Source organism: Actinomycetota bacterium, assembly GCA_030776625.1.
GTDB lineage: Bacteria > Actinomycetota > CADDZG01 > CADDZG01 > WHSQ01 > MB1-2.
Window position 1 is genome coordinate 49290 of record JALYHL010000004.1, and the last position, 26370, is coordinate 75659.

Genomic DNA, 26370 nt, shown 5'->3' on the forward strand with positions numbered 1-26370 from the left:
CACCGGCGTGGGTATTCGGCGCGGAGGTGCAAGCTACCTGCTCGCGTCACATAGCTGTTACAGAACCTGCCTGGTGTGGCGAAAGGGGGAGCTAGCCGACGGAGCCTTCCATCTGCAGCTCCACCAGACGCTGGAGCTCAACCGCATACTCCATCGGCAGCTCCTTCGTGATCGGCTCGATGAACCCCCGCACGATCATCTGCATCGCCTGCGTCTCGTCCAGGCCCCGGCTCATGAGATAGAAGAGCTGCTCGTCCGAAACCTTGGAGACGCTCGCCTCGTGACTGACCGCGGCGGACTCCTCTTCGATCTCGATGTAGGGGTAGGTGTCGGAGCGCGAGTAGTCGTCGAGGATCAAGGCATCACAGATGACGTGGCTCTTCGCGTGCGCGGCGCCGTCCTCGATCCGGATGAGCCCCCGGTAGCCACCACGGCCCCCGTCCTTGCTGATCGACTTCGACGTGATCGAGCTTTGCGTGTTGGGAGCAGCGTGGATGATCTTGCCCCCGGCGTCCTGGTGCTGGCCCTCACCCGCGTAGGCGATCGACAGCACCTCGCCCTTCGCATGCTCGCCGAGCAACCACACGGCCGGGTACTTCATCGTCACCTTCGACCCGAGGTTTCCGTCGACCCACTCCATGATGGCGCCCTTGTGGGCGGCGGCGCGCTTGGTGACCAGGTTGTAGACGTTGTTCGACCAGTTCTGGATCGTCGTGTAGCGGCACCGGCCGTGGTCCTTCACGATGATCTCGACGACGGCGGAATGAAGCGAGTCGCTGGAGTAGATCGGAGCCGAGCAACCCTCGACGTAGTGAACCTTCGCGTTCTCGTCGACGATGATCAGCGTCCGCTCGAACTGACCCATGTTCTCCTGATTGATGCGGAAGTACGCCTGGAGAGGGATCTCAACCTCGACGCCCGGCGGGACGTAGATGAACGAGCCCCCAGACCACACGGCGGAGTTGAGGGCGGCGAACTTGTTGTCGGCGGGCGGGATGATGGTGCCGAAGTACTGCTTGACCAGATCCGGATGCTCGCGCAGCGCCGAGTCCATGTCCGTGAAGATGATCCCCTGCCGCTCGAGCTCCTCCTGGGTCTTGTGGTACACGACCTCCGACTCGTATTGCGCGGTCACGCCGCCGAGGTAGTTCTTCTCGGCCTCCGGGATCCCGAGCTTGTCCCAGGTCGCCTTGATGTCCTCCGGCATGTCGTCCCAGGAGGTCACCTGGTTCATCGGCTTGATGTAGTAGTAGATGTCGTCGAAGTCGATGCCCGAGAGGTCCGCGCCCCAGGTGGGCATCGGCTTCCGGTAGAAGACGTCCAGGCTCTTGTGGCGGAACTTCCGCATCCAGTCGGGCTCGCCCTTGCGATCGCTCATCATGTCGAGGACCTCGTGCGACACGCCCTTGCTGGGAGCCTCGTCGTAGCTGGTCGCGTCGTGCCAGCCGTACTTGTAGTCGCCCTTCAGGGCACGGACCTGCTCGTTCTCTTGCTGGATCTTCAGGTCGTCGGCGTCGGTTGCCACGTGTGAACCCTTCCTGTCGCGGTGCTCGAGGTTTCCTCAGCTTACAACGCCAGGTTAGGGCAACCTAATCCCGTTTATCCAGCTCAGACGGCTTTCTCAGGGCTTGGCAGGTTTGCCGCGGGAGGGCTTGTACTTTGCGCGGGCCTCCCCGATCACCTCTTCGAGGAGGGTCGGCCGGTCGGTCATGATCCCGTCAACGCCGATGTCGATCAGCCACTCCATCTCGCGCCGGGTGTTGATCGTCCACACGTGGACGGCGAGCCCGTTGGCATGAGCGTCGGCGACGAAATCCTCGCTCACCACCGGGACCCCGCCGAATTCGATCGGGACCTGGAGGGCCTGGTGATGACTGGGGCTTCCCGGCAGTGGGCCCCGGCTGCTGGCCCAGAAAGCCCCTGCCTCGCCCGTTCCAGTGGCGGTATCAACCTCGGGAGCGTGGAGGGCGAAAGCTTCGACGGCGTGGTCCAGGAACGAGACGACGATCGTGTCGTCGGAGCGGTCGAACTCCCGAAGGAGAGCGGCGAGCTTGTCCTCGTACGGCCTGGTCTGCGGCGCACTCGCCTTGATCTCGATGTTGATCAGGTCGCGAGGGAACTCCTTCAAGACCTCGCGCAGGGTGGGGATGCGGAAGTCATTGGGCTCGAAACCGACCAGTTCGTCCGGCATGGGCCGCTCCCCTGTGGCGAGCCCGCGGTAGGCGTAGGAGTCCGCAGGCTCGTCGGGACAGGTGCCGCAGCCGGGCACGAACCAGTAGGCGGCATCCAGGCGCTTGAGCTCGCGAACGGTCATCTCGTCCACCTGCCCGGAGCCGTCCGTCGTCCGGTCGACCGTGGCATCGTGAATCACGACGAGCTCACCGTCGGCGCTCGCGTGAACGTCCAGCTCGAGGACGTCGGCTCCCTTTTCCTTGGCGGTCTTGAAGGCGAACAAGGTGTTGGAGGGAGCCTCTATCTCGCCGCCCTGGTGCGCGATGTTCAGCACCTTGCGGTCGAGCCATTCGTTGTCTGCATCGACGCCGGGAGAGACTGCCGCGCCGGCCGGAGAGCCGAGCAACAGGGCGACCAGAGGTAGCAGGAACACTTTGCCGAGACGCAACTGAGACACCTCCGGTAGATGCGGTCTAAGCAGTAGAGGTTCGGCGTTCACCGCCGACCCCCTCTGCGCTCGTAGGTGAACCTTGGATGAAGGTGGAGGAAGTCGGCGCTAGGTCTTTGCGGAACGCGGGTCCGTCGGCGCCTTGGCTAGGTCCCCGAGGTCTACGTCGTCCTGCTCGCCGCTGTGGAAGCCCGGCCCCTCGTCGAGCACCTCGAAGGACTCCGCGTATTCGAATCCTCCCGTGGCGCCGGCCGCGGCGGAGAACTTCCGCACGAACGCCGCGATCCGCTCTGCGTCGTCTCCGACCTGGCTGTGGTGACACATGAGCGCTGCGATCTTGCGGTCGATCGTGGCGGTGATATCGACCAGCCGCGGCTTGAGGCCGGGGCCGGCGATCCACAGCTCGCGGAGAGCCCGCCATGGCTCGAGCCCCTCGTCGAGGAGCTCGGGGAAGTGACCGGGGGTCGTGCCTGCTGTCATCGACACATCCAACGAGGCCTGACCGATGGCCCGATGATCGGGGTGATTGATGAAGCCATCGATCGTGGGTGTCGGATCCATGACCATGAACCGGTGCGGCCGGTACCTCCTGAAGACGCGGGCGATGTCCTTGCGAAGATCCAGCGTGTACTCGACGTAGCCGTCGCGGTAACCCAACCACACGACCTCCTTGATCCCGAGGATGTCGGCGGCACGCTGCGATTCCTCGACCCGGACCTGGTGCAATCGTCCGCCCATCAGCCCGGGATCCTGCGTTCCCGTAGAACCGTCTGTAGTGATGCACAGCGTTATCTCGGCTCCGGCATCGGCCCACTTCGCCAGCGTCCCGGCCGAGCCGAACTCCATGTCATCGGGATGAGCCGTGACGACTAGAGCACGCCAGCTCACGCGGTACGCAGGATCAGCACGTCCGTCGGTGCGTGATGAGAGATCCGGTGAGGCACGTTCCCCAGCATGAAGCGCTTGGCCCCGCTCATGCCGACGCTCCCCACGGCGATCATGTCGAACGCCTCCTGCTGCGCGAGCCGTATCAGCTCTTCGGCAGGGTTACCTTCCACGGCTCGCGCCTCGGCGGGGGACCCCGCCGCGCTCGCGTGCTCCAGCGACCGCTCCAGGATGTCTTCGGCCTGAGCCGCTCCGGCCACCCGCCACCGGAACTCCTCGGGCACGGACTGCACGTCTCTCCCGACGTTCCACTGCGCCACCGGGTCGGCCGGGTCGGCTCTGAGTTGTTGAAGCTCCTGCTCGGTCGGAGGCTCGAACACGCACACAACGGTTGCCACAGCACCTATACGTGTCGCGAGATCCGCCGCCATGTCGACAGCTCGCATAGCCGTAGGTGACCCGTCGGTGCCGACGAGGACCTTCCGGTAGTCCGCGATGTGTCGAGGTGGCTCGGTCTTCACGATCAGAACGTCGGTCGGCGCGTGGTGAGACACCTTGTTCGGAACGCTCCCCAACAAGAAGCGGCGAGCCCCCGACATCCCCACGCTTCCCACGACGATGAGGTCGGCGTCCTGAGCCTCCGCCTGCGCCATCAGGACCTCGGCGGGAGGGCCTGGAGCGGCGACGGCCTTGGCGCCGTAGCGATCCGCGAGGGCGTCCAAGCTATCGGCGCCCGCGCCTGCGTGAACCAGCACGAGGTCTGATCCGAGGCGAGACGCGAGTGCCGCGGCCCGGTCGGTAGCAACGTGCGCCGTCGGCGACAGGTCGGTTCCCACCAGCACGCGCTTGTACATCGTTCTCCTAGCTCTCCTGCGGCTCACTATGCGGCCGGATCGCGAGGGTGCACCGAGCGACCGCGACCGGAACCCCTCGTTCGTCTGCGATGTCGACGTTCCAGACGTGGATGGTTCGGCCCTTGCGGATCGGGGTCGCAGTGGCGCGGATCGTGCCACCCCGCCGGGCCCGCAGGTGACTGATGTTCAGATCCGTCCCCACCGCGTACTCCCGTTGGGGGTCACTGCTGATGTAGGCGCCGATCGATGCTGCCGTCTCCGCCAACGCAGCGGTGGCCCCACCGTGCAGGAGACCCATGGGCTGATGGACGCGCGCCGTGACATCGAGCTCCATCACGACGCGATCCGGAGATGCCTCTAGGGCGCGGATACCCAGGGTCTCCAGCAGGGTGTTCTCCGTCGCCAGCGCGGCTACATCGCTCATCGACGGGATGCTACAGGGAGACCTCCGCCTCAACCCTGTGACTTCGGCGGCTCCTCGTCGCGGCTACGAGCGACCTCGCTGCTCGCCGGGGCCACCGGCCACGAGCACACGGGGCAGAACATCTCTGGCTCCCGGATGAGGTAGAGGAGCCGCCTGCAGCTATCGCAGAAACAAGCGTCGACCGGCGCCGCAGATGGGTCGCGCTCTTGCACGGCGGGCCGCGTCATGCGACGCCGACGCCGGCACGATCGCGAGCCCCGGCCTTGCGCGTCCTCTTGTCCATGTACATCGCCTCGTCCGCGGCCGCCAGCAGCTCTTCGGTTGTCGAGCCGTCCTCCCCCGCGATCGCGACGCCGATGCTTACGCTCAAGCGGTGCTCCGGGGCGGCAGGGAGACCCTGCTCTTGAAGCACCTCACGGAGTCGGTTGGTCATGATCTGAGCGCCGGCGCGGTCGGCGTCCTTCAAGACCACGACGAATTCGTCGCCACCGAAGCGGGCGACGCAGTCGGTCCCGCGGACAACCCTTCGAAGACAGTTTGCCACCGTTTGGATCGCGAGCGATCCCGACTGATGGCCGTACTTGTCGTTCAACGCCTTCAGATCGTCGAGATCGATCAGGAGGATCGCAAAGTGGCTGAAGTGCGTCTCCAGCCTCCCGATCTCTTCGTAGAAGCGAGTGACGTTCGAAACCTTCGTCAGTGGGTCCGTGGACGCGAGTTGGCGAAGCCCGGACTGGACCGAATAATGAGCCTCCGCGAACGCGCCGAGAAAGGCGGCGGTGAGCCCGTACAGAGCGAAGCGTGCGAGCACCACACCCGCGATGACGCTCGGGTCGAACCCGCCTGTCGAAGCACCCGCGTAGAGAGCCACGAGCCCCGACGCCACAACGGCAGTAACGACGCCCTGGCGCAGCCCCGCGGCGATCGACGCAATCGCGACCGGGACGATGAACATCCAACCGGGATCTACCCCCATCGGCGTCGGGATCAGGCTGAACAGCGAGGCCAGGACCAGAAGAGCACCGACCACGCCTAGCCTGGTGGAGCGCTCCTCGAGGAGCACCCGTACCTGCTCGGTGACGAACGAGGTCAGGATGCGACGACCTGCAGCAGCTTCCGCAAGCGGGGTCACGGGCGCATACATGCTGGTCTCCTGACTTGGACTAGCTCGATGTGACTAGTCAGCTACAGGGCTATCGGCATCACCCGGCCCGAGCTTTACAACACCTTCCTAGGGATCGGCGTGTGGAGATTCAGGAGGGTTCGCGGCGGCGGTGGACCGTCTCGCAGCTCGCAGCTACCCGGTCGCTCCGATCCGCCTCGATCGTGTCGTTGCCGGGGCCGCACCGGATTCGGTCGCGACCGCCGGCCGCCGAGTAGATCAGGTCGTCGCCGGCGCCACCGGACACGAAGTCGATCCCGGGTCCGGGCAGGAACTCGTCGTTCCCGGAGCCGCCATAGAGCTCGTCCGCCCCGCCGCGGCCCCCGAGCGCGTCGTGGCCCCACTGCCCGTCCAGCATGTCGCGGCCGTACCCCCCGTTCAGACGGTCATTCCCGTCTCCACCGAACAGCCCATCGGCTCCGCCCTGCCCCCGCACCTCGTCGTCGTTGGTGCCGCCGTCCAGAGAGTCGTCGTCGGCTCCGCCCAGCAGGGAATCGGAGCCGCCGGCGCCCCGAAGGTCGTCGAAGCCACCGTCGCCGAACAGCGAGTCAGCCGCCCCCTCGCCGTCGATGATGTCGTTGCCCCCGTCACCCACCAGCGCGTCCGCGCCATTGCCGCCGAAGAGGCGGTCGTTGCCGGTGCCCCCGCTCAGCCGGTCGTTGCCCTGGCGTCCGACGACCATGTCGTTGCCCGCATCGCCGGGGTGTGTGTCATCACGGATCGAGCACACGATCTCGTCGTCGTGGGAGGTACCGGTGGTGCAACCTTCAGAGGCCACCGCCCCCGCCGTTGCCGGAAGCAACGCGCACAGAAAGATGCCGGCCAACCAACGCATCGTCTCGCTCCTTCGTCGAACGCCAATGACGCGCTCGACGCTAGGAGCGGGGAAGCTCGCCGGCTGTGGCGCCGGCCACTGCCAGGAGCGCTCGGTTCAGGCGATCGCCTGAACCGCCGCGCGTCTCTACCAGGGACTGGAGAAGCGGGGGCTGGATAATGGCAGCGCTACTGGACCTACACAGCCCCAAACCGGCGGCAGCAGGCGGACAGGCCTGCGGTTCCGCGACCAGATAGGAGGACCACACTGCTTACCCGCGACGTTGCGAAGGGGATCCACAGGATCGAAGACGCGTACACGAACTGGTACCTCGTCGAAGACGGAGGAAGGCTCACGATCATCGATTGCGGCGTTCGCTCGTCCTGGAGCTCGCTCGGCGAGGCGCTCACCACGCTTGGCCGAAGCCATGACGACGTCGACGCCGTGATCCTGACGCACGCTCACTTCGATCACATCGGGTTCGCCGAACGCGCGCGTAAGGAACTAGGGGTTCCGGTGTGGGTGCACACGAACGACGTGCCGCTCACGCAGCACCCCGCGCAGTACTCGCACGCAACCGGCAGGCTGCCGTACCTCTTGAACCCGCGCAGCTTCCCGATCCAGGCGGCTTTATTGAAGGCACGAGCGTTCTGGCCGAGTCCCATCGCGGAGGTGACGCGGTTCACCGACGATCAAGGAACCTTGCCGGTGCCGGGGACGCCGCAGATCGTCTACACGCCGGGCCACACGCTCGGGCACTGCGCCTTCCACTTCCCCGACCGCGACACCGTCATCACTGGCGATGCGCTCGTAATGCTCGACCCGTATACCGGTGCGAGTGACGGACCACAGATCGTGTCCGGAGCCGCCACCGCGGATCGTGAGCGCAACCTCGAAACGTTGGACGCGATCGCGGAGACGGGCGCAACGCTCGTGCTTACGGGCCACGGGGAGCCATGGGCGGGAGGGGCGGCGGAAGCCGTCCGCCTCGCGCACGAGGCAGCGCCCTCCTAGGGCCGCAACTAACCTGCAGAAGGCACCGAATTCCGCCCACATCTACCCGGGAGGTTGACGTGGACTTCGAGCACAGCCGGAGGTCGCAAGAGCTACAGGTGAAGCTCCGCGCCTACATGGAAGAGCACATCTATCCGAGCGAGCGCGTGTACGCGGAACAGGTGATGTCTCAGGAAGATCCCCATGTCCAGCCGCCTGTCATGGAAGACCTAAAGCGCGAGGCCCAGGCGCAAGGCCTCTGGAACCTGTTCCTGCCGGACGAGGTGCACGGCGCGGGACTCGGCAACCTCGACTACGCGCCGCTCGCCGAGATCATGGGCCGCAGCCCCCTGGCGCCGGAGGCGACGAACTGCGGTGCGCCCGACACCGGGAACATGGAGATCCTCCTCGAGTTCGGGACCGACGCTCAGAAGGAGCGGTGGCTCGACCCGCTGCTGGCCGGCGAGATCCGCTCTTGCTTCGGGATGACCGAGCCACAGGTCGCTAGCTCGGACCCTACGAACCTGGAGAGCACGATCGCCGTGGACGGAGACGACTACGTGATCAACGGGCGCAAGTGGTGGACCAGCGGCGCGGCCGACCCTCGCTGCAAGGTGTGTCTGTTCCTAGGGCGCAGCAACCCCGACGGAGAGAAGTACCTGCAGCACAGCCTCGTGCTCGTGCCGATGGACGCGCCGGGCGTGAACGTGCTCCGGACCTTGCCCGTCTTCGGCTACGACGTCGGTCACGGACACTGCGAGATCGCGTTCGAGGACGTGCGGGTGCCGCGCGCCAACCTGCTGGGCCAGGAAGGTGGCGGCTTCCTCATAGGCCAAGCGCGCTTGGGGCCGGGCCGCATCCACCACTGCATGCGGGCGATCGGCATGGCGGAGCGTGCGCTCGAGTTGATGTGCCGACGCGCACAGGCGCGGACCGCGTTCGGCATCCCGCTCTCGAAGCAGGGTGTCATCAGAGATTGGATCGCCGAAGCTCGTATCAGGATCGAGCAGGCGCGGTTGCTCACGCTGAAAGCCGCTTGGATGATGGACACGGTCGGCAAAGAGAAGGCGAGGACGGAGATATCCGCGATCAAGGTGGCGGCCGCGGAGCTAGCTACCTGGGTGATAGACCGCGCGATCCAGGTTCACGGAGGCGCGGGGGTCTCGGACGACTTCCCACTCGCGCTGATGTACGCGCACGCGCGCACCCTTCACATCGTCGACGGCGCCGACGAGGTCCACAAGATGGTGATCGCGCGCGAAGAGCTGCGGCGCTGGGCGCAGCCCAAAGCGCAGCAGTCGGCCCCTACGGAGCGGGGCGTACCTCCGGGTTGAGGCCAAGGACTTCCTCGGCAAAGAAGGTGACACATCCCAAACACCCGTTTTTGCGGCGTAGACCTCGGTACGGTCTAGGGTAGGGGCGCCTGGAGGGGATCACGACTTTCGGTCGAAGGGGTGGAGCGGTGACTGAAGAGACGGGTGTCGGAAGAACAGTGCGTCTGGCCGCAGGGATCACGCTGTTCAGCATGATGCTGGGAGGTTCGGCGGTGAGCCAGCAGCTCGTAAGGGTCGAGAGCGTCGTGACCGTCAGGTATTCATCGGAGCGGGAGGCTTTCCGGGGGAGGGTGTCCTCGAGCGAACAGCGTTGCGTGCGCAGGCGCGTCGTCCTCCTCAAGAAGGCCAGGAGGGACCGTCCGGATCAAGCTCTCAGCCGTGACGTCACGAACCGGAGAGGGCGCTACCACATAGGCGGTTTCCGCAACCCTCGCGGCCGCTTCTACACCGTTGCCAAGCGCAAGGAGATAACGCCACCCGGGGTCGTGAACCCCACGATCATCTGCACCAGATCTCGGTCTGCCACCATCCGTCCGAGTTAAGCCGGTAAGCCGGATCCTTCTTCAGCGGACGGCGGCGTGTCCTTCTGGCCCGAGCCGGTCGTTGTTCCAGTGGAACCTCGAGGATCGGGCAGTGGCGTCAGCACGTCCTTCAGCTTGTCGCGGAGGTGCTCGTAGTTTGGCGGCAGCGACAGTCGTTCCCCGAGCGATTCCAAATCCTCGTCCGTGGTGAAGCCGGGACCGAGAGTCGCGATCTCGAACAGCACTCCCGACGGCTCCCGGAAGTAGATCGATCTGAAGTAGAAGCGATCGATGACGGGCGTCGGGGACGCGCCCGCGGCGAGGACGCGATCGCGCCACGACTCGTGCTCGTCCATCGTCGAAGCCCAGGCCACGTGATGCACGGTTCCGGCGCCGTTCAACGCGCGCTGACTCGGCGGTGCGTCGAAGCGGTACCACCCGCCTCTCTGTTCTCCGCGCGCTAGCCACAGCGCGTCTCCCGTCGGCTCGAACACCAGCGCCTCCTCGAACAGAGCCGCGCTGGCCCGCGGGCTGCTGCTGTAGGCACGGACACCGTCGAAGCCCTGGATCGCGACCTCGAGCGGAACGTCGGGATGGTTCGCCTTCAGGGGCTCGTCGCCCGACTCGTCCACGACCAGCTCCAGATCCAGCCCCTCGCGATCGGAGAACAACAGCGTGTCGCCGGTGCGCACTGCCTCAACGCGCGCCGCGTCGAGCCGCCGTTGCCAGAAGTCGAGCGCGTCCGTAGACGGGATACGGAAAACGACCCGGTGGACCATCCCTTCGCCTGCTCGGCCCCTCGGAACACCGGGATACTCGAAGAACGTGATGTCCGAGCCGGCGCTTCCAAGCTCGTCCGCATAGAAGAGGTGGTACACGGTCGGGTCATCCTGGTTGACCGTCTTCTTCACCAGACGAAGACCCAGCACGCCTGCGTAGAAGTCGACGTTTCCCGGCGCGTCTCCGGTGATCGCGGTGACGTGGTGGATACCTTCGAGCTTCATCGAACCCTCTCCTCTGTCTCGAGCGTCGCTCGCGCCAACGCGTCCACCACATCTCTGATTCCGGCCCATCCGCCGCCGGCAGAGGCTCTGTGCAGTCGTCTAGGGGACAAAATGCTCGAATCGCACTCGGCCGTGTAACCTGGCGCCGGTTGAGCCCCAGCTTCGGGGGGTCGGGGTCGGCAGTGGCAAGGACCTGGCGATGTCTCTCCCTTCCTATTCCATCAGTGAAGGGACTGCAGTGGCACTCGAGTTCATCGCGGGTTTCGAGAGCACCTACCTCTCGCAGCACGACGTCGATGTTCTAGAGCTCACGGAGCACTCGCGCCGCTGGCGCGAGGACCTAGAGCTGGTCCGCCGCTGCGGCATCGACCGGCTGCGATACCCGATCCGGTGGCACCGACTCCATCGGGAGGACGGCAGCTTCGACTGGAGCGAGACCGACGAGGTCCTGGGACACCTCCGGGACCAGGGGTTCCGGCCGATCGTGGACCTCGTGCATCACTGCAGCTTCCCCGCCTGGCTCGACGGCGGATTTGTCGATCCTCGATTCGGGGATGCCTATCTGGCGTATTGCGAGGCATTCGCCCATCGCTACCCCTGGATCGACGAGTACACGCTGTTCAACGAACCGTTCTCGACGCTGTTGCTGTCCGGCCACGAAGCGGTGTGGCCGCCATACGGGAGCGGTATGTCGTCCTTCGTCTCGTTCCTTACGAACGCGCTTCCCCCGCTGTCGCAGGCGATGCACATGTACCGCGACCTCCTGCCGGGTGCCCGCCACGTGTACAACGACGCCTGCGAAGGTCATAGTGCAGCACAGCCGACGGGGACGGAGTTCGCCGAGGTCGCGAACGACCGGCGGTTCTTCATCCTTGACGTCCTGACCGGCCACGACGTGGACCCGGCGAGGCCCTTCTTCCGGCGCGTCCAGGAGGCGGGCGGCGAAGAGCTGTTCGAGCTAGCGCCGGCAACGATCGACGTACTGGGCCTCGACTACTACGCCCACATGGAGTGGTCCTTCATCGACCACACGAAGGGGATCACGCCTTCGCCGACACCGCGGGGCCTGGCCTCACTGATCGTGGAGTACTGGGACCGTTACCGGCTTCCCATGATCCTGACCGAGACAAACATCCGCGGGCTCCCGAGCGACCGCGTCAGCTGGCTCAGGTACACCCTGGAGCAATGTGAGCTTGCACAAGAAGCCGGTGCCGATGTACGCGGCTACTGCTGGTTCCCGTTCATCGACTCCTGCGACTGGGACTCCCTCCTCGCGAATGCCGAGGGGCACGTGGACCCGGTCGGTGTCTTCTGGTTGGACGAGAACCTCGACCGGCGCGCTTCGGTGATGTCGGACTGCTTCACGCTCGCGGCGGGCGGTGCAAGCGCGGCGGAGCTTCCGGCCTACCGGTTCCAGCCACCGGTGGACGAGTGGCTGAGCTACCTGCTCCCCCAGATGGAGCACTGGGAGTGGGAGCCCGCTCCTCGTTCAGATGTGATGCCTAACCCCGACACCGAAGCCGACCTTGGAGGCCTTCCTTGAATCGAACCAACGACTTGATCGTCTTCTCTCATCTGCGTTGGACGTTTGTCTGGCAGCGGCCACAACACCTCATATCAAGGCTCGCCCGCGGCTATCGCAGGACCTGGTTCATCGAGGAACCCGTGGTCGCGGACGTGGAGGAGCCCCGGCTTGGAAGTGAAGACCATGGCGTCGTCACGCGGGTGTGGCTGGAGATCCCGCGCGTCGAGGCTCCCTTCGGGATCACCTTCGGAACGGCCGAGGCGGCCCGGTACCTGCCGCTGCTGCAGGAGCTCCTGAAAGACGTCGAGGATCCGACGGTGTGGCTGTACACGCCCATGGCACTCGGGATGGCGGAGGTGTTCGAACCAAAGCTCTTGGTCTACGACGTGATGGACGATCTGTCTTCGTTCGCCGGCGCGGCGGAGGCGCTACAGCTGCGCCAGCACCAGGCGGTGGCGGCCGCCGACGTCGTGTTCGCCGGAGGCCGCTCGCTGTTCAACAAGGTGCAGCGGCAGAATCCTGCCCGCGCCTACATGTTCTCCAGCGGCGTCGACCCGGAGCACTACGCCGCGGCCCGCGGCCACCGGGAGCCCCGGGAGCGTCCAGTCGCCGGCTATGTGGGAGTCGTTGACGAGCGCCTCGACCTCGATCTCCTGTCTCAGCTGGCGGACCTCCTGCCGGACTGGAACCTCCAGATCGTCGGGCCCGTCATCAAGATCGACCCCGCGACGTTGCCGTCTCAGCGCAACATCACGTACCCCGGACAGAAACCGTACGACTCACTGCCCGAGGTGATGGGCGGCTTCGACGTCGCGTTGATGCCGTTCGCGCTGAACGAGGCGACGCGCTCGATCAGCCCGACGAAGACGCTCGAGTACCTCGCCGCGGGTCTGCCCGTCGTGTCGACGCCCGTGCCTGACGTCCTCTCGGAGTACGGCAGCGTCGTCGATCTCCAGGATGACGCAGCCGGGTTCGCGGCAGCCTGTCGCGACGTCTACCGGCACTCGCTGCAGGAGCGCGACCAGAAGCTGCGACCACTGCTCGATCGTCACCGCTGGGACGCCATCGCTCAACGCATGTCGGAGCTGATGGACGAGGCGCTGGCGGCGAAGCTAGGGGAGACGCCCCCCACAAGCGCTATGCGCCGGCAACGCGCGTTCGACTTCCTGATCGTGGGAGCCGGGTACGCGGGAAGCGTGCTCGCCGAGCGGTTGGCGACGCAGGACGGCAGGCGCGTCCTGATCGTCGACAAGCGGCCACACATCGGCGGGAACGCATACGACCACTACGACGAGAGCGGCGTCCTCGTTCACAAGTACGGCCCCCACATCTTCCACACGAACTCGCGGGAGGTCTTCGACTACCTCTCGATGTTCACCGAATGGCGCCAGTACGAGCACCGGGTTCTGGCCAGCGTCGACGGACGACTGGTCCCGATCCCGATCAACCTCGACACGATCAACGAGATCTACGGATTGAGCCTCAGCTCCCTAGAGGTGGAGAAGTTCTTCGAGTCCATGGCCGAGCCCGTCGCCCACTGCGAAACCTCGGAGGATGTCGTGGTCAGCAAGGTGGGGCGGGATCTATACGAGAAGTTCTTCCGCAACTACACTCGCAAGCAGTGGGACCTCGACCCTAGCGAGCTCGACGCTTCGGTTACAGCGCGAGTGCCGACGCGAACCAATCGCGATGACCGCTACTTCACCGACAAGTACCAGGCGATGCCGCTTCACGGGTACACGCGGATGTTCGAGAAGATGCTGGACCACCCCAACATCAAGATCATGATCAACACCGACTATCGAGAGATCGTCGACATCGTCCCGTTCGAAGAGATGATCTACACCGGCCCAGTCGACGAGTACTTCGGCTACCGGTACGGCAAGCTCCCCTACCGATCGCTGGACTTCAAGTTCGAGACCCACCCGAAGCCTCTGGTGCAGCCGGCGCCCGTCATCAACTACCCGAACCAGCAGGCATACACGCGGGTAACCGAGTTCAAGTACCTGACGGGACAGGAACACGCGCACAGCACGCTCGTGTACGAATACCCGCAGGCGGACGGAGACCCTTACTACCCGGTCCCCCGCCCCGAGAACGCCGACCTCTACAAGAGATACAAGGCTTTGGCGGATGCCACGGACAACGTGCATTTCGTGGGGCGCCTGGCGACCTACAAGTACTACAACATGGACCAGGTGACGGCGCAGGCGTTGGCTCTTCACCGGCGTCTTTCGAAGCGCCCCGGGCACGGTCGCTCCAGTCAGCCGCGCGTCCTCAAGGCCAGCACGGCGCGGTGAGGATCGGCGTTCAGCTTCACCCGCAGCACACGACGGTCGACGACCTGCGCCGGGCGTGGCGGCGCGCGGACGAGCTCGGGGTGGACACGATCTGGACGTGGGACCACTTCTTCCCACTGTGGGGCGACCGGGACGGTTCCCACTTCGAGGGGTGGTCGCTGCTGGCAGCGATGGCGGTGGACACGTCGCGTGCTCGGTTCGGGATCCTCGTGACGTGTAACACCTACAGGAATCCTGATCTTCTCGCCGACATGGCGCGAACCATCGACCACCTCGGCGGCGGCCGCTTGATCCTCGGTCTCGGAGCGGGGTGGTTCGAGCGCGACTACACCGAGTACGGCTATCCCTTCGCGACCGCGACCAAGCGCCTCCACGCGCTAGAGGAATCGATCCACCGGATCCAGCGGCGGTTGGAGCGGCTGAACCCGCCACCCCGAGGCCCGCTGCCGCTGCTCATCGGGGGCGGCGGCGAGAAGGTCACCCTCCGACTCGTGGCACAGCACGCGGACATGTGGAACTCGTTCGGCCCCCCCGAGGTCTACGCGCACAAGAACGCGGTGTTGAACTCCTGGTGCGAGAAGATCGGTCGCGCCCCCGACGAGATCGAGCGCACCGTCCTGATCGACCCACACGAGGTGAACAACATCACCCCGTACCAGGACGCCGGGGCTCAGCACCTCATCGTGAAGATCGGGCACCCATTCGACCTCGACCCCCTTACTTCACTGTTGTCGCACCGGGTCGCCTGACCTAACTCGTCAGGGCACGTACCCGCTGTCGAACGCCGCGGTCGCGTAGACGAACATCAAGATGGCGGACGCGACGATCACCAGCCGCGCCCGCTTCTGGTCCACGTCCACCGTCGCAGCCGCCAGCACCAGCGGGAACGCCGCAAGTCCATAGCGCTCGAGGGAGTTCAGGTTCGTTGTGCTGATCGCTTGCAGCACGCTTACGGTCGCGTAAACGCCGTAGGAGCCGGGCCACCGGCGGAACGCGACCACGATGAGAGCGATGAAGATACCGAGCCAAACGAGATGAAGCGCTTGGTCGAGCCGAGCCTCGGTCACGGCATCGCGCGCGGCGCCGAAGATGGTCGCGAGAGGAAAGGCGAAGGGGCCGCGGCCGTTGGGTTGGTTCTGCACGGTGAGAGGGAGCCAGAAATCGCCGTTCGCCAGGTACGACCAAAACAGGTAGACACCCATCCCCGCGACCGGAGAGACGGTCGCAGCTAGACGAACCGCGACGCCCCCGGCAGACAGCTCGTTCCGATCTCGGTACGCCTCGAACGCGATCGCCGGCACCAGAAGCAGACCGGTGGGGCGCACGAGGCCAGACAGGAACCCCGCCGCCGCCGCGCCCAACCACCTCCGGCGGCGCATCGCGAGGAAGACCACCACCGCGAGAGAGATCGCGATCGGTTCGGTGTAAGCCATCACGAACACGAAGGCAGCCGGAGCCAGGGTGATGAGCCAGACGCTGCGTCTGGCGACGGCGACAGAGAGTTCTTCCGCCGTCACCAGCTTGTACAAGAGAACCGGCAACAGCAGCGCTGCTGCGTTCGTCAACATCAACAGAGCGGCAACCTCAGATCCTCCAAAGACTGGGGCGAGGAAGCGGCCGGCCAGCGGGTAGAGGGGGAAGTACCGCAAAGCCTCGACCTGCATCGAGTCATACCCGCCGCGCGCGATCCCCAGGTACCAGTCCGCATCCCACGCCAGCAAGCCTTGTTCGCGGCGGAGGAACGTCGAGGCGAGCGACTGCGTGTCGGGGTACAGACACGGTGGTTCGAGACAAGGACCGATGTCTCCGATGAAGTGGTCCCAGATGAAGTACGCAGCGACGATCGCTGCCAGGACGATCGCGCGCGCTAGCAGCCACGGCACGAGCGCAGCACGCAGCCCCTCGTCCGCCACAGCCCGCCGCCACGGTGCAGGCCACCTCACCTGGGGTCGTAGCGGATCAGCGTCGCCCCCTCGAAGTAGCTGGGTTTCTCCCACACGACCGTCGTGCGCACGCGCAGACGTCCCAGCGCCTCCGCCAGGCGCTCGCACTTCATCCCGAAGGTCTTGTAACCGGGCGCGGTCACGAGCCAGACATTCGACCCCGGCGACGCTTCATCGAGGGCGTGCGCGAACGCGACCGGATCCGCGGCCTCGTTCCGCTCTTCATAGTCCACCCAATCGACGAACTCAGGCGTCCCACCGGCTGGGAAGACCATCTGGTGCATCTCGGGTGGCAACAAACGATCGACCGCGGGACCCAGTTGGTCCGGGCAGTAGGCGACGACGTCGCCGGCGCCTCCCCCGAGCGCGATAGTCCGCGCTATCTCACCGGCCTGGGTTCTGTGCCGGAACACCGCCACACCCCCACCGATCAGGCCGAGGACAACTACGGCCGCAAGAACCCACGTCCGGATGCGACGGTTCTCCAAGAGGGTCACGCCGCAGGCGGCCATGAGGATGAAGAACGGGAAGATCACCGCGGTGTAGCGCTCGCTGAACCCCGTTTGCGTGATAGCCCCTCCCACTACCGCAAGCGCCAGGGTCCCGAAGGTAACCAGCGCGAACACGCTTGCCCGCGGTTCCGGCGGGAACCCAAGCACCACCCGACCGTCGCGCGCGGAGCGACCGAACAGCCCCAGCGCGACGAGCCCTAGAAGCATGAGCGCCAGGAATGGCGCCGTTCCGGAGAATCCACCCGCCCACTGATCGAACGCGGTCACGAGGATGGTCGGGACCGCTATGCCCGCCCACGGCGTTCCGGTGTGGGTGACTTGATAAAGGAAGGTCGGTAACCACGGAAGGAACAGGATGCCTCCGGTCGCGAGAGCGCCCAGGACCAGGGCGCAACTGCGCCCCCCGCCGCGCGCCGCCTTCACAACCAGGATCACGCCAGCCAGCGCGAGCGCATACAGGGTCCAGTAGTGCGTGAGCGCGAGCGCAGCGGCAAGCAGCGTCACCGCGAGCAGACGCGACCACGTAGGCCGATCCAACGCGGAACGGATGGCGAGGTACGCGAGCAACGCGAGGAGCGACACCAGCGCGTACATCCTGGCCTCGCTTCCATAGCGAATCGCGAACGGCGATGACGCCAGAAGCAACAGGGCCGCGACAGCTAGCTCCCTTCCGGCATGTCGCCGCGCGACGACCCACATCAGCGGGAGCGCCGCGAGCGAGAACACGGTAGACAGCGCGCGGGCGGCCACATCGCCGCTGCCGAATACCTTCATCCAGAGGTGTAACAGGAAGTAGTACAGTGGGGGCGAGCCGTCTCGCATCAGCGCGCCCCGTAGCTCACCGAGCGGCAGCGACGCGATGTTGACCGACAGCGCCTCGTCCAACCACAGCTCCGACACCGTGAACGCCCGCATCAGTGCACCGATAGCCACGGCGGCCGCGGCCGATATGAATACCGCACGTGCCCGTTTCGCGCTCGTTAGTGTGCTTTGATGTGTTGCTGGAGCTGGAGTGGGCGCGCGCTGGGTAGAAGTCTCGGTTGTCGAAGTCCTCACCATCGCCGCCACGTTATCTCCGGCTGAACCACAGCCGTACCTACCACTCGCACGAATGGAGACGCGCTCGATGACCGAACGGAATGAACCCCCCAGCCGGGAGGGCAAGCCGCACGTCCTGATACTCGGGGCGGGGCCGGCGGGCCTCACAGCGGCTTGGGAGCTGACACACAACGAGTCGACAGTCGAGATCCTGGAGGCAGACCGCCACGAGGTGGGCGGGATCTCCAGGACCGCGAGCTACAAGGGGTTCAGGTTCGACATCGGCGGCCACCGCTTCTTCACGAAGTCGGACGAGGTCAACCAGCTGTGGCACGAGATCCTCGACCCCGAGGACTGGCTGCGGGTGCCCCGGCTGTCCCGGATCTTCTACAGGGGCAAGTTCTTCAACTACCCGCTCAAGGCGTCGAACGCGCTCCTGGGCCTCGGCATAATCGAGACGGTCCTCTGTGTAGTCAGCTATATGTGGGCGCGGCTCTTCCCGCGCAAGGACGAGCGTTCATTCGAGGACTGGGTGCGGAACCGGTTCGGCGAGCGCCTCTATCGCATCTTCTTCAAGACCTACACCGAGAAGGTTTGGGGCATGCCGTGCAACGAGATCTCAGCCGACTGGGCGGCGCAGCGGATCAAAGGTCTGTCGCTGGTCGGAGCCGTGAAGAGCGCACTCTTCTCGTCGAAGAAGACGTCGGACGGCGAGACCATCAAGACACTGATCGACGAGTTCGACTATCCGAAGTTCGGCCCCGGCATGATGTGGGAGGTCGCCGCGGAGAAGGTGCAGGCGCGGGGTGCGAAGCTCCACATGGGAAGCCGCGTCTGTGGCATCAGGTGCGAGAACGGCAACGTTGTGGAGGTGTCGGCGCGGACATCGGGCGGTGTGACGGCGTACGAGGGTTCCGACGTCATCTCGAGTCTCCCGGTGCGCGACCTCGTCAACATGCTGGAACCGGAGCCGCCCGCCGAGGTGAAGCAGGCGGCCAACAACCTTTCGTACAGGGACTTTCTAACCGTGGTCTTGATCGTCGACCGCGAGCAGCTGTTCCCCGACAACTGGATCTACGTTCACGACCCGGCCGTGAAGCTGGGGCGGATCCAGAACTTCAAGAACTGGAGTCCCCTCATGGTGCCCGAGCCGGAAAAGACCTCGCTCGGGCTCGAGTACTTCTGCAACGAGGGCGATGAGCTCTGGGAGATGGCAGACGAGGATCTCATCCGCCTGGGAGTGCGCGAGATCGAGCAGCTCGGGCTGTGCGAAGGAAAGTACTTCCTGGACGGCACGGTCGTGAGGATGAAGAAGGCGTATCCGGTCTACGACGACACATACCAGCAGAACGTCGCCACCGTTCGGACCTACCTCGAGGAGAATGCTCGGAACCTGCAGCTGGTCGGCCGCAACGGCATGCACAAGTACAACAACCAGGATCACTCGATGATGACCGCTCTGCTGGCGGCGCGGAACATCGGCGGCGAGAATTGGGACCCGTGGAAGGTGAATACCGACGCGGAGTACCACGAGGAGTCACGAGGCGACGCCGATACCGCGGGGCGGCTGGTACCGCGCGCAGTGGAGCCGCGCGTCTAGTGACGCTGTAGGAAGGTGGCACTCGCCGACTAGGGGCCGGTGCGCTCCGAATCCATATAGGGGTAGCGGTAGTCGGTCGGCGGGACGAACGTCTCCTTTATCGAACGAGGGCTCACCCAGCGGATCAGGTTCCAGATGCTGCCGGCCTTGTCGTTCGTCCCGGAGCGCCGGCCCCCGCCGAATGGTTGCTGCCCCACGACGGCCCCCGTGGGTTTGTCGTTGACGTAGAAGTTCCCCGCCGCGAAGCGCAGACGGTGTTTCGCCTCGACGATGGCGGCCTCATCTCGCGAGAAGACCGAACCGGTAAGCCCATACGGGCTCGTCTGGTCCACCAGGTCGAGGGTGGGCCCCCACTCTTTCTCCGGGTACACGTACACCGTCACGATCGGGCCGAACAACTCCTCGCGGATCAGCCGTGTGTCCGGGTCCTCGGTCCGGACAACTGTCGGTCGTACGAAATAACCCGAGGACCCGTCTGCCTCACCTCCCGCGATCACCTCTAGACGATCGCTCGACCGCGCTTCTTCCAGAGCCGCGGAGTGACGAGCGAAAGCGCTGTCGTCGATGACCGCTCCCATGAAGTTGCCGAAGTCGGTGGGATCACCCATCGGGATCGCGGGTACCTGCTCCGCCAGGCGTTCGCGCAGCCGCTCCCACAGGTTCGATGCCACGTAAACCCGCGACACCGCCGAGCACTTCTGTCCCTGGTACTCGAAGCCACCGCGGACGATCGCTGTAGCGAGGGCATCGACGGACGCGGAAGGGTGCGCAACGATGAAGTCCTTGCCGCCCGTCTCGCCGACGATCCGCGGGTAGTGGCGGTACCGGCCGACGTTCTCGCCCACCTTCTGCCACATCCAATTGAACGTAGGCGTGGATCCCGTGAAGTGGATGCCGGCCAACTCCTCATGAGCAAGCGCGGCCTCGCCGATCTCGGGACCGGGTCCGTGAACCATGTTGATCACACCCGGCGGGAGCCCGGCGGCCTCGAGAAGCTTCATCGTGTAGTGGGCCGAGTACGCCTGCGTCAGAGACGGCTTCCAGACGACGGTGTTGCCCATCAACGCGGGAGCGGTCGGAAGGTTGGCCGCGATGGAGGTGAAGTTGAAGGGGGTGACGGCGAAGACGAACCCCTCCAGCGGACGGTAATCCACCTGGTTCCACATGCCCGGGGGCGAGATCGGCTGCTCCTCGTAGATTCGCGCGGTGAACTCGACGTTGAAACGCCAGAAGTCGATCAGCTCGCAAGCTGCATCTATCTCCGCCTGGTGCACCGTCTTCGATTGTCCGAGCATCGTGGAGCCGTTGATGGTGTCCCGCCACGAGCTCGCAAGAAGCTCCGCCGCGCGCAGGAAGATCGCGGCGCGGTCCTCCCATGGGAGCGCAGACCACTCGCGATGCGCGGCTCGTGCCGCAGCCACCGCCTGCTCCAGGTGCTGCGCGTTCGCTTGATGCGCGTCTCCTAGAACGTGCTTGGTGTCGTGCGGCATGACGACCTCGTAGATGTCACCGCTGGTCACGGGACGCCCGCCGATGACCATCGGGATGTCGATCCGGTCGTCCACCATGGCCGACAACCGCTCGACCAGAGTCTTCCGCTCTACCGAACCTGGTCCATACTCCTTGACGGGTTCGTTGCGTGCCGCAGGAGGTCTGACGATGCCGAACGTGCCGCTGATCTGGACCACCTCGCTTCGTCGCGATCGGAGAACCTCGCGAGCGTAGCCCACACACCCGGCGGCACCCGCGCCCGGCAACCCGCTCGAGTGGGGCCCGCCTTAGGTCACGAGATCGTGGGTACGGGAGGTGGGTATAGCCACGCTAGAAAACGTAGTGCCCGCGCATGAACAGCGCTGCCAGGACGACGTGCAAGCCGACGAAGAGCGAGCACAGCAGCGCGAGCCGCTCGGGGCTCGCGGTCCAACGCGCGATCGGGACGAAGATGGGGAACAGGGTGGCGACGTAGCGGGACATGCTCTGGATCGAGTTCCCTTGCCACGGATCCCAGGCCGCCGAGCCGGGACCCACCGGGTACGTCAGATACGCGAGGACCGCCAGGGCGACGAAGGCGGCGCCGGAAGCATCCCTCCTCCACAGGACGACCGCGAGGGCCAGCGCGCCGATCGAGGCGGCGACGTTGGCGATATTCATGAAGAAGGGCAGCGCGTGGGACTGCGGCACGACCAGCGCAACCGTGGCGCGGCCGAGCGCGAGAAGGGGGAAGGTCATCTCCCGGCCCCATGCTTCTTGGGCGAGCGAAAAAGCGAACGGCTCACCGAAGCGGCTTCCGAGATAGAGCGCGTAGAGCGCGACACCCGACGGGATGAGCGCTGCGGCGGCCAGCTTCGGCGCCAGGTCGCGGAGGCGGACCCCATCACCTCGCAGCCTCCAGAGCTCGATCACGTAGGGAACCAGCAGAAGAGCCCCTCCCGGCCGTGCGAGGCTCGCGAAGAGGCCAGCGCTTGCGGCGAGGAGATAGCGACGCCGATGTAGCAGAGCGAGGCAGGAGGCAGACATCAAGAGGAAGACCGCCTCGCTATAGGCAGCAGCGAAGAAGAACGCGGTAGGAAACACGCTCAGCAGAAGGACGCTGCGGCCCGCCACCTGCGCCCCCGCTTTCCCTTCTGCATAGAACCAAACGGCGATCAACGCGAAGAAGAAGATGACATGGTTCACCATGACACCAAGCGTGAAGATGTTGACGCCCGAGAAAATGTCCGCGATGAGTCGAACCAACATCGGGAACAATGGGAAGAAGGCGACGTTGCTATGCATCCCGGGATGCCAGCTGTAGCCCTCCGTGATGATGTTGAAGTACCAGTAGCCATCCCACTGCCAGCTCACGCCGATCAGCGCCGAAGGAGCGTTGTTCGTGGCAACGGCCGGAACGAAGGCTGTGGCGAAGAGAGCTGTGAGATAGAAGATCAGCCGCGAGATCACGAAGGCGCTCGTCACGCTGAAGAGCATCCGTCGTACGCGCCCGGAGCGCGGCTCCTCGTCGGCGGTCAAGGCGCGGTCGGCCGCGCGACAGTGACGTGCTGGGCGCCGAGAGGAAGCCAATGTAGGAGACGATCGAGCTTCTGTGACAGATCGATCATCCAGGGAAGGAAGAGGATGTAACGCTCCTCGACGACCGCCATGTCGCTGGCTACCAACAACCGCTTCACGTCACGTTTCGATAGAAGGACGACATCTTCGTCGAATTCGCACCTCGCGACCGCGAGACGCGTCAGTGGGTTCACGGGGTTGTGCTCAAAGATCAACACGAGCCCGCCGGCTCTCGTCACTCTCTTCATCTCGTCGACGAAGCTGACGCGTGCCGGTGGGGCAACGTGATGCAAGACGCAGATCGCGAAGGTCACGTCCATGCTCGCATCCGGAAAAGGAAGATTCTCGCCGTCGTAGGTTCGATAATCGACGGCGGGATTCGCTGCTGCCGCGCGATCCACCACTCCGGCGGCGACGTCCACGCCGTGCACGGAGCGGAAGCTGGAGCTGATCAACGCGTCCGTGACACCGACGCCACAGCCGACGTCGAGCACTCTCAGGTCTGTGGTCGCGCCGAGGTTGCGGCGCACGAGATCGAGGAGGTGGCGGGCTTTGGATGCGGTGAAGAAGTCGTGACTCTGGCCAACGAAGCCGATCGAGCGCTGCACGTCTTCGCGGTAGCTGTCCTTGTACCGGTCGAACGCCTCACCCACCGCGCCGGCCGCCCTGCTCCTGGATCGATGAGACGTTGCCGCGAGATACCTGACCGGCCGCGGCTTCGCCCTCGAGCGGCACATCTGGGAAACCGATCCGCCGGTCGACAACGTAAAGAGGTCGATGTTTCACCTCGCGGTGGATCTGCGCGACGTACTCGCCGATCACGCCGAGGATGATCAGCTGAACCCCCGCTAGGAAGAACGTGATCACGACGAGTGAGGCCCACCCGGGGACCGCATAGACGCCGAATAGCTTGACGAGCGCGGCGGCGCCGCCACCCAGGAACGACAAAGTCGCGAGGATGAAGCCAAGGTGCAGGACGAACCTGAGCGGCGCCTGCGAGAAACCGACGATCCCGTCGATAGCGAAGTTGACCATCTTCCGCAGCGGGTATTTCGTCTTCCCGGCAAACCGCTTAGCACGCGTGAACGGAACTCCTATCTGCTCGAAGCCGAGCCAGCTGAACATGCCACGGACGTAGCGGTTGCTCTCGCGCATCTCCTTGAAGGCATCGACCACCTTCCGATCAACCAGTCGGAAGTCACCTACGTTCGCGGGGATGTCTGCCCCCGACAGCTTTCGCAGGACGCGATAGAAGATCGAGGCGGTGGTCCTCTTGAAGAAGGAGTCGCCCAGCCGCATCTCCCGGATCGCGTAGACCACTTCGTAGCCTTCTCTCCACCGCTTGGCCATCTCGAGGATGAGCTCGGGCGGATCCTGTAGATCTCCGTCCATGACCACGACGGCGCGGCCACCGGCGAAGTCAAGGCCGGCGGTTATCGCAAGCTGATGTCCGAAATTACGGGCGAAGCGGACGATCTTGAAGCGAGCATCCTGCTGCGCCGCCTCGAGCATGATCGCGAAGCTCCCATCCGTGCTGCGGTCATCGACCAAGATGACCTCGGAGCTCGCATCGAGCTCATCCATGACGCTGCGGAGCCTGTTCAGCAGCTCGGGTAGCGACTCCTCTTCGTTGTAGATCGGGATGACGAGCGAATAGTCGAGGATGACGTCGGACCTCATCGACCGTCCCGCCTCTCCCACCCGTCTACTCCGCCCACAGCGCGGGGGGGTCGATCCGACCTTCCTTCACCATCACCTCTCGTGTGAGCGGAGCATGTGCCATCGCTAGGAGCGCGCGAATTATCCCCCAGAGTCCTCGTCGCCGATCCCGCGCGCGCAGCCGCCTCGCCCCGGGCGCGGGATCCGCAGCAGTCCGTGGCGACAGCCGGGGTTGCGGTAAAACGCTAGGGCTTCGTTTGGATGGAGTCGGCTCCCTCGATGGACACGCCTCCCATGGTCCTGCCGGTCAGCCGGGCCTCACCGTCTCCGGTGTCGATCCCGGTCTCATCGGTCTCGAAATGGAGGACCATGTCTAGGTCGCCGTCTCCATCTGCGTCCTTGAGATGGCCCCTCCCGTGAGCTTCGTTGCAATCGGCGTCGACCTCCGGAGGCTGGTTGTAAGAGGTCGTCCCACCTGCCGGCGGCTGGTCACCGAAACACACCGTTGCCGGGTCGACCGTTGCCGCATCGAAGGTTGGCGTGGTGAGCACGGCTACGGGAATCGGCCGAGTGCTGGAAAGGCGGATCCGGTTCGTATCGTCACGGGGCTTGACGTCGATCGTGACCGACAAGGGCGGGTGCGGGTTGGAGGGGTCCTTCCACACGTAGGCCGCGCCCTGATGGACGTTGATGCCGACGTCGTGGAACCCGGCCCCGATCACGGCGGTGCCGCCGGACATCGCCACGGAGACCCCGAAGAGGTCACCCGCGCCTCCATCCGAGGCGATCAGTTTCGTTCGCTCGGGCCACGTGCGCCCAGTTCGGTCGAACACGTAGGCGGAGCCCTGGTCTGCATTCCCACCGACGTCGTGGAACTGCGCCCCGACCACTGCGGTATCGCCGGAGACCGCCACCGATCGGCCGAAGGCGTCGCCGCTCGCGCCATCCGAGGCGACCAGATGCTCCTGCTGCGGCCAAGTTCCGCCGTTCTGGGTGAAAACGTAAGCGGACCCCTGGTTGGCATTGCCGTTGACGTCGTCGAAGACGGCGCCCACGACCCCGGTGTCCCCCGACACATCCACCCAGAAGCCGAAGTTATCGTCGGCGGCGCCATCCGAGGCGACCAGCTGGTTCTCCTGCGTCCACATTCCGCGGCTCTCAGTGAAGACATAGGCGGACCCCTGGTTGGCATTGTCGGCGACGTCGTCGAAGTAGGCGCCCACGACCGCAGTGTCACCGGATAGCGCCACATGTATCCCGAAGTTGTCGTTAGCGGCGCCATCCGAGGCGGTGAGCTTGGCCTGCTGGGTCCATGCTCCTCCCGCCCGGGCAAACACGTAGGCCGCCCCCTGGTCGGGATTCAAGCCGACATCGATAGCGCGCGCTCCGACCACCACGGTGTCACCGGAGACCGCGACCGAGGACCCGAAATCGTCGCCATAGGCCCCATCCGGCGCGGTCAGCTTGGCCTGTTCGATCCAGGTTTCGCCGACACGCTCGAAAACATAGGCGGAGCCCGGGGTGGGGTGAGAGTGAACGGGGCTGGCCGCAGCTGCGGCAGTGCTGCTCCCGATCACGGCGGTGTCACCGGAGAGTGCCACCGAATACCCGAACTTGTGCGAAGCGAGCCGGTCGGAGGCGACGAGCTTCGCCTGCTCGATCCAGGCCCCCCCGACCCGCGCGTAGACGTAGGCCGCCCCCTGCTGGGCGTCCTCGGCGGGAGCGCCTACCAGGGCGGTGTCGCCCGACACGGCGACCCCGATGCCGAACCGGTCCGAGGCCATCCCGTCCGAGGCGGTGAGCTTCGCAAGTTCGGCATTGCCGCCTTCTGTGGTTGTCCCGAAAACCTCGGAACCTCTCGGTTCTGCTTGGGCGGTCGCCGTACAGCCGGCTATAAGTCCAAGTACTAGCAACAAGATCAAGAACCGCTTCATCTCTGTGTCCCTCCTGAGGGTCGCTAGGAATCTGTCCTTGCTGGAGGGTCGTGGGAAAACCCGCCACGATCGTGCCCCACGGTCCCCCACGCCCGGAAGCGGGCAGCGCTGGCCCTCACGACCGACCAAGCGGGGGTAACGCCACACTCGTGGTGTAGGTGAGATCCGTTCAGATATGGGAGGGCAGGGGTTGGACCAGC

22 protein-coding genes and 1 pseudogene are annotated in these 26370 nt (G+C 65.2%); 7 read left to right on the top strand and 16 right to left on the bottom strand.

Annotated elements, in window-relative coordinates; translation table 11 throughout:
* Positions 1-91: 91 nt before the first annotated feature.
* The 8 genes and pseudogenes from sufB to M3N53_07875 form a co-directional block, all read right to left on the bottom strand.
* A complete protein-coding gene (gene sufB / locus M3N53_07840) occupies positions 92-1468 on the bottom strand; it encodes a Fe-S cluster assembly protein SufB (GenBank protein ID MDP9068240.1) in 1377 nt (458 codons plus the stop codon).
* A gap of 153 nt (positions 1469-1621) precedes the next feature.
* Positions 1622-2620 carry a glycerophosphodiester phosphodiesterase gene (locus M3N53_07845; protein ID MDP9068241.1) on the bottom strand — a complete coding sequence of 333 codons (999 nt, stop codon included), beginning with the start codon at positions 2618-2620 and terminating at the stop codon, positions 1622-1624.
* Positions 2621-2728: 108 nt separating this feature from the next.
* Positions 2729-3508 carry a PIG-L family deacetylase gene (locus M3N53_07850; protein MDP9068242.1) on the bottom strand — a complete coding sequence of 260 codons (780 nt, stop codon included), beginning with the start codon at positions 3506-3508 and terminating at the stop codon, positions 2729-2731.
* Positions 3505-4359: a universal stress protein gene (locus M3N53_07855; protein ID MDP9068243.1), complete on the bottom strand. Its 855-nt coding sequence runs from the start codon at positions 4357-4359 to the stop codon at positions 3505-3507. The genes M3N53_07850 and M3N53_07855 overlap by 4 nt, the downstream gene beginning before the upstream one ends.
* A gap of 7 nt (positions 4360-4366) precedes the next feature.
* A complete protein-coding gene (locus tag M3N53_07860; GenBank protein ID MDP9068244.1) occupies positions 4367-4783 on the bottom strand; it encodes a PaaI family thioesterase in 417 nt (138 codons plus the stop codon).
* 223 nt (positions 4784-5006) lie between these two features.
* Complete coding sequence (locus M3N53_07865; GenBank protein ID MDP9068245.1) at positions 5007-5927, bottom strand: GGDEF domain-containing protein; 921 nt, start codon at positions 5925-5927, stop codon at positions 5007-5009.
* Positions 5928-6036: 109 nt separating this feature from the next.
* Positions 6037-6540, bottom strand: coding sequence for a hypothetical protein (locus M3N53_07870; GenBank protein ID MDP9068246.1), 504 nt, complete (start codon positions 6538-6540; stop codon positions 6037-6039).
* Positions 6529-6645, bottom strand: a pseudogene (locus M3N53_07875) (calcium-binding protein). Before M3N53_07875 ends, M3N53_07870 begins: the two are co-directional and overlap by 12 nt.
* Before the next feature lie 381 nt (positions 6646-7026).
* On the opposite strand from M3N53_07875, the gene M3N53_07880 reads away from it, so the two are divergent.
* The 3 genes from M3N53_07880 (at position 7027) to M3N53_07890 (ending at position 9628) form a co-directional block, all read left to right on the top strand.
* Entirely contained in the window at positions 7027-7773 is a 747-nt protein-coding gene (locus M3N53_07880; protein ID MDP9068247.1) for an MBL fold metallo-hydrolase, read from the top strand.
* Positions 7774-7832: 59 nt separating this feature from the next.
* Positions 7833-9086 (top strand): acyl-CoA dehydrogenase family protein, encoded by a 1254-nt coding sequence (locus M3N53_07885; protein ID MDP9068248.1) that lies wholly within the window; start codon positions 7833-7835, stop codon positions 9084-9086.
* 128 nt (positions 9087-9214) lie between these two features.
* Positions 9215-9628, top strand: coding sequence for a hypothetical protein (locus tag M3N53_07890; GenBank protein MDP9068249.1), 414 nt, complete (start codon positions 9215-9217; stop codon positions 9626-9628).
* Here M3N53_07890 and M3N53_07895 read toward each other — a convergent pair.
* Positions 9625-10611 carry a VOC family protein gene (locus M3N53_07895; GenBank protein MDP9068250.1) on the bottom strand — a complete coding sequence of 329 codons (987 nt, stop codon included), beginning with the start codon at positions 10609-10611 and terminating at the stop codon, positions 9625-9627. The two genes, M3N53_07890 and M3N53_07895, sit on opposite strands and share 4 nt — an antisense overlap.
* A 199-nt stretch (positions 10612-10810) precedes the next feature.
* Between M3N53_07895 and M3N53_07900 the strand changes: the two genes are divergently transcribed.
* The 3 genes from M3N53_07900 to M3N53_07910 are packed head-to-tail and all read left to right on the top strand — an operon-like array spanning position 10811 to position 15185.
* Positions 10811-12154 (top strand): family 1 glycosylhydrolase, encoded by a 1344-nt coding sequence (locus tag M3N53_07900; GenBank protein MDP9068251.1) that lies wholly within the window; start codon positions 10811-10813, stop codon positions 12152-12154.
* Positions 12151-14436, top strand: coding sequence for a UDP-galactopyranose mutase (gene glf / locus M3N53_07905; protein MDP9068252.1), 2286 nt, complete (start codon positions 12151-12153; stop codon positions 14434-14436). Before M3N53_07900 ends, glf begins: the two co-directional genes overlap by 4 nt.
* Complete coding sequence (locus M3N53_07910; protein ID MDP9068253.1) at positions 14433-15185, top strand: LLM class F420-dependent oxidoreductase; 753 nt, start codon at positions 14433-14435, stop codon at positions 15183-15185. Before glf ends, M3N53_07910 begins: the two co-directional genes overlap by 4 nt.
* A 9-nt stretch (positions 15186-15194) precedes the next feature.
* Here M3N53_07910 and M3N53_07915 read toward each other — a convergent pair whose 3' ends face one another.
* Both M3N53_07915 and M3N53_07920 read right to left on the bottom strand, forming a co-directional pair.
* Positions 15195-16379, bottom strand: a complete 1185-nt coding sequence (locus M3N53_07915; GenBank protein ID MDP9068254.1) for a hypothetical protein — start codon at positions 16377-16379, stop codon at positions 15195-15197.
* Positions 16376-17806: a glycosyltransferase family 39 protein gene (locus tag M3N53_07920; protein MDP9068255.1), complete on the bottom strand. Its 1431-nt coding sequence runs from the start codon at positions 17804-17806 to the stop codon at positions 16376-16378. The genes M3N53_07915 and M3N53_07920 overlap by 4 nt, the downstream gene beginning before the upstream one ends.
* A gap of 211 nt (positions 17807-18017) precedes the next feature.
* Between M3N53_07920 and M3N53_07925 the strand changes: the two genes are divergently transcribed.
* The gene (locus tag M3N53_07925) at positions 18018-19529 is read left to right on the top strand and encodes an NAD(P)/FAD-dependent oxidoreductase (protein MDP9068256.1); all 1512 of its coding nucleotides are present in this window, start codon (positions 18018-18020) and stop codon (positions 19527-19529) included.
* A gap of 29 nt (positions 19530-19558) precedes the next feature.
* Here the strand turns inward: M3N53_07925 and pruA are convergent, their stop codons facing one another.
* The 5 genes from pruA to M3N53_07950 form a co-directional block, all read right to left on the bottom strand.
* On the bottom strand, positions 19559-21217 hold the full coding sequence (gene pruA / locus M3N53_07930) for an L-glutamate gamma-semialdehyde dehydrogenase (protein ID MDP9068257.1): 1659 nt from the start codon (positions 21215-21217) through the stop codon (positions 19559-19561).
* 133 nt (positions 21218-21350) lie between these two features.
* The gene (locus tag M3N53_07935; GenBank protein ID MDP9068258.1) at positions 21351-22484 is read right to left on the bottom strand and encodes a hypothetical protein; all 1134 of its coding nucleotides are present in this window, start codon (positions 22482-22484) and stop codon (positions 21351-21353) included.
* 50 nt (positions 22485-22534) lie between these two features.
* On the bottom strand, positions 22535-23230 hold the full coding sequence (locus tag M3N53_07940) for a class I SAM-dependent methyltransferase (GenBank protein MDP9068259.1): 696 nt from the start codon (positions 23228-23230) through the stop codon (positions 22535-22537).
* A complete protein-coding gene (locus tag M3N53_07945) occupies positions 23223-24257 on the bottom strand; it encodes a glycosyltransferase (protein MDP9068260.1) in 1035 nt (344 codons plus the stop codon). The genes M3N53_07940 and M3N53_07945 overlap by 8 nt, the downstream gene beginning before the upstream one ends.
* Before the next feature lie 224 nt (positions 24258-24481).
* Positions 24482-26170, bottom strand: coding sequence for an FG-GAP repeat protein (locus tag M3N53_07950; protein ID MDP9068261.1), 1689 nt, complete (start codon positions 26168-26170; stop codon positions 24482-24484).
* Between the last annotated feature and the right edge of the window lie 200 nt (positions 26171-26370).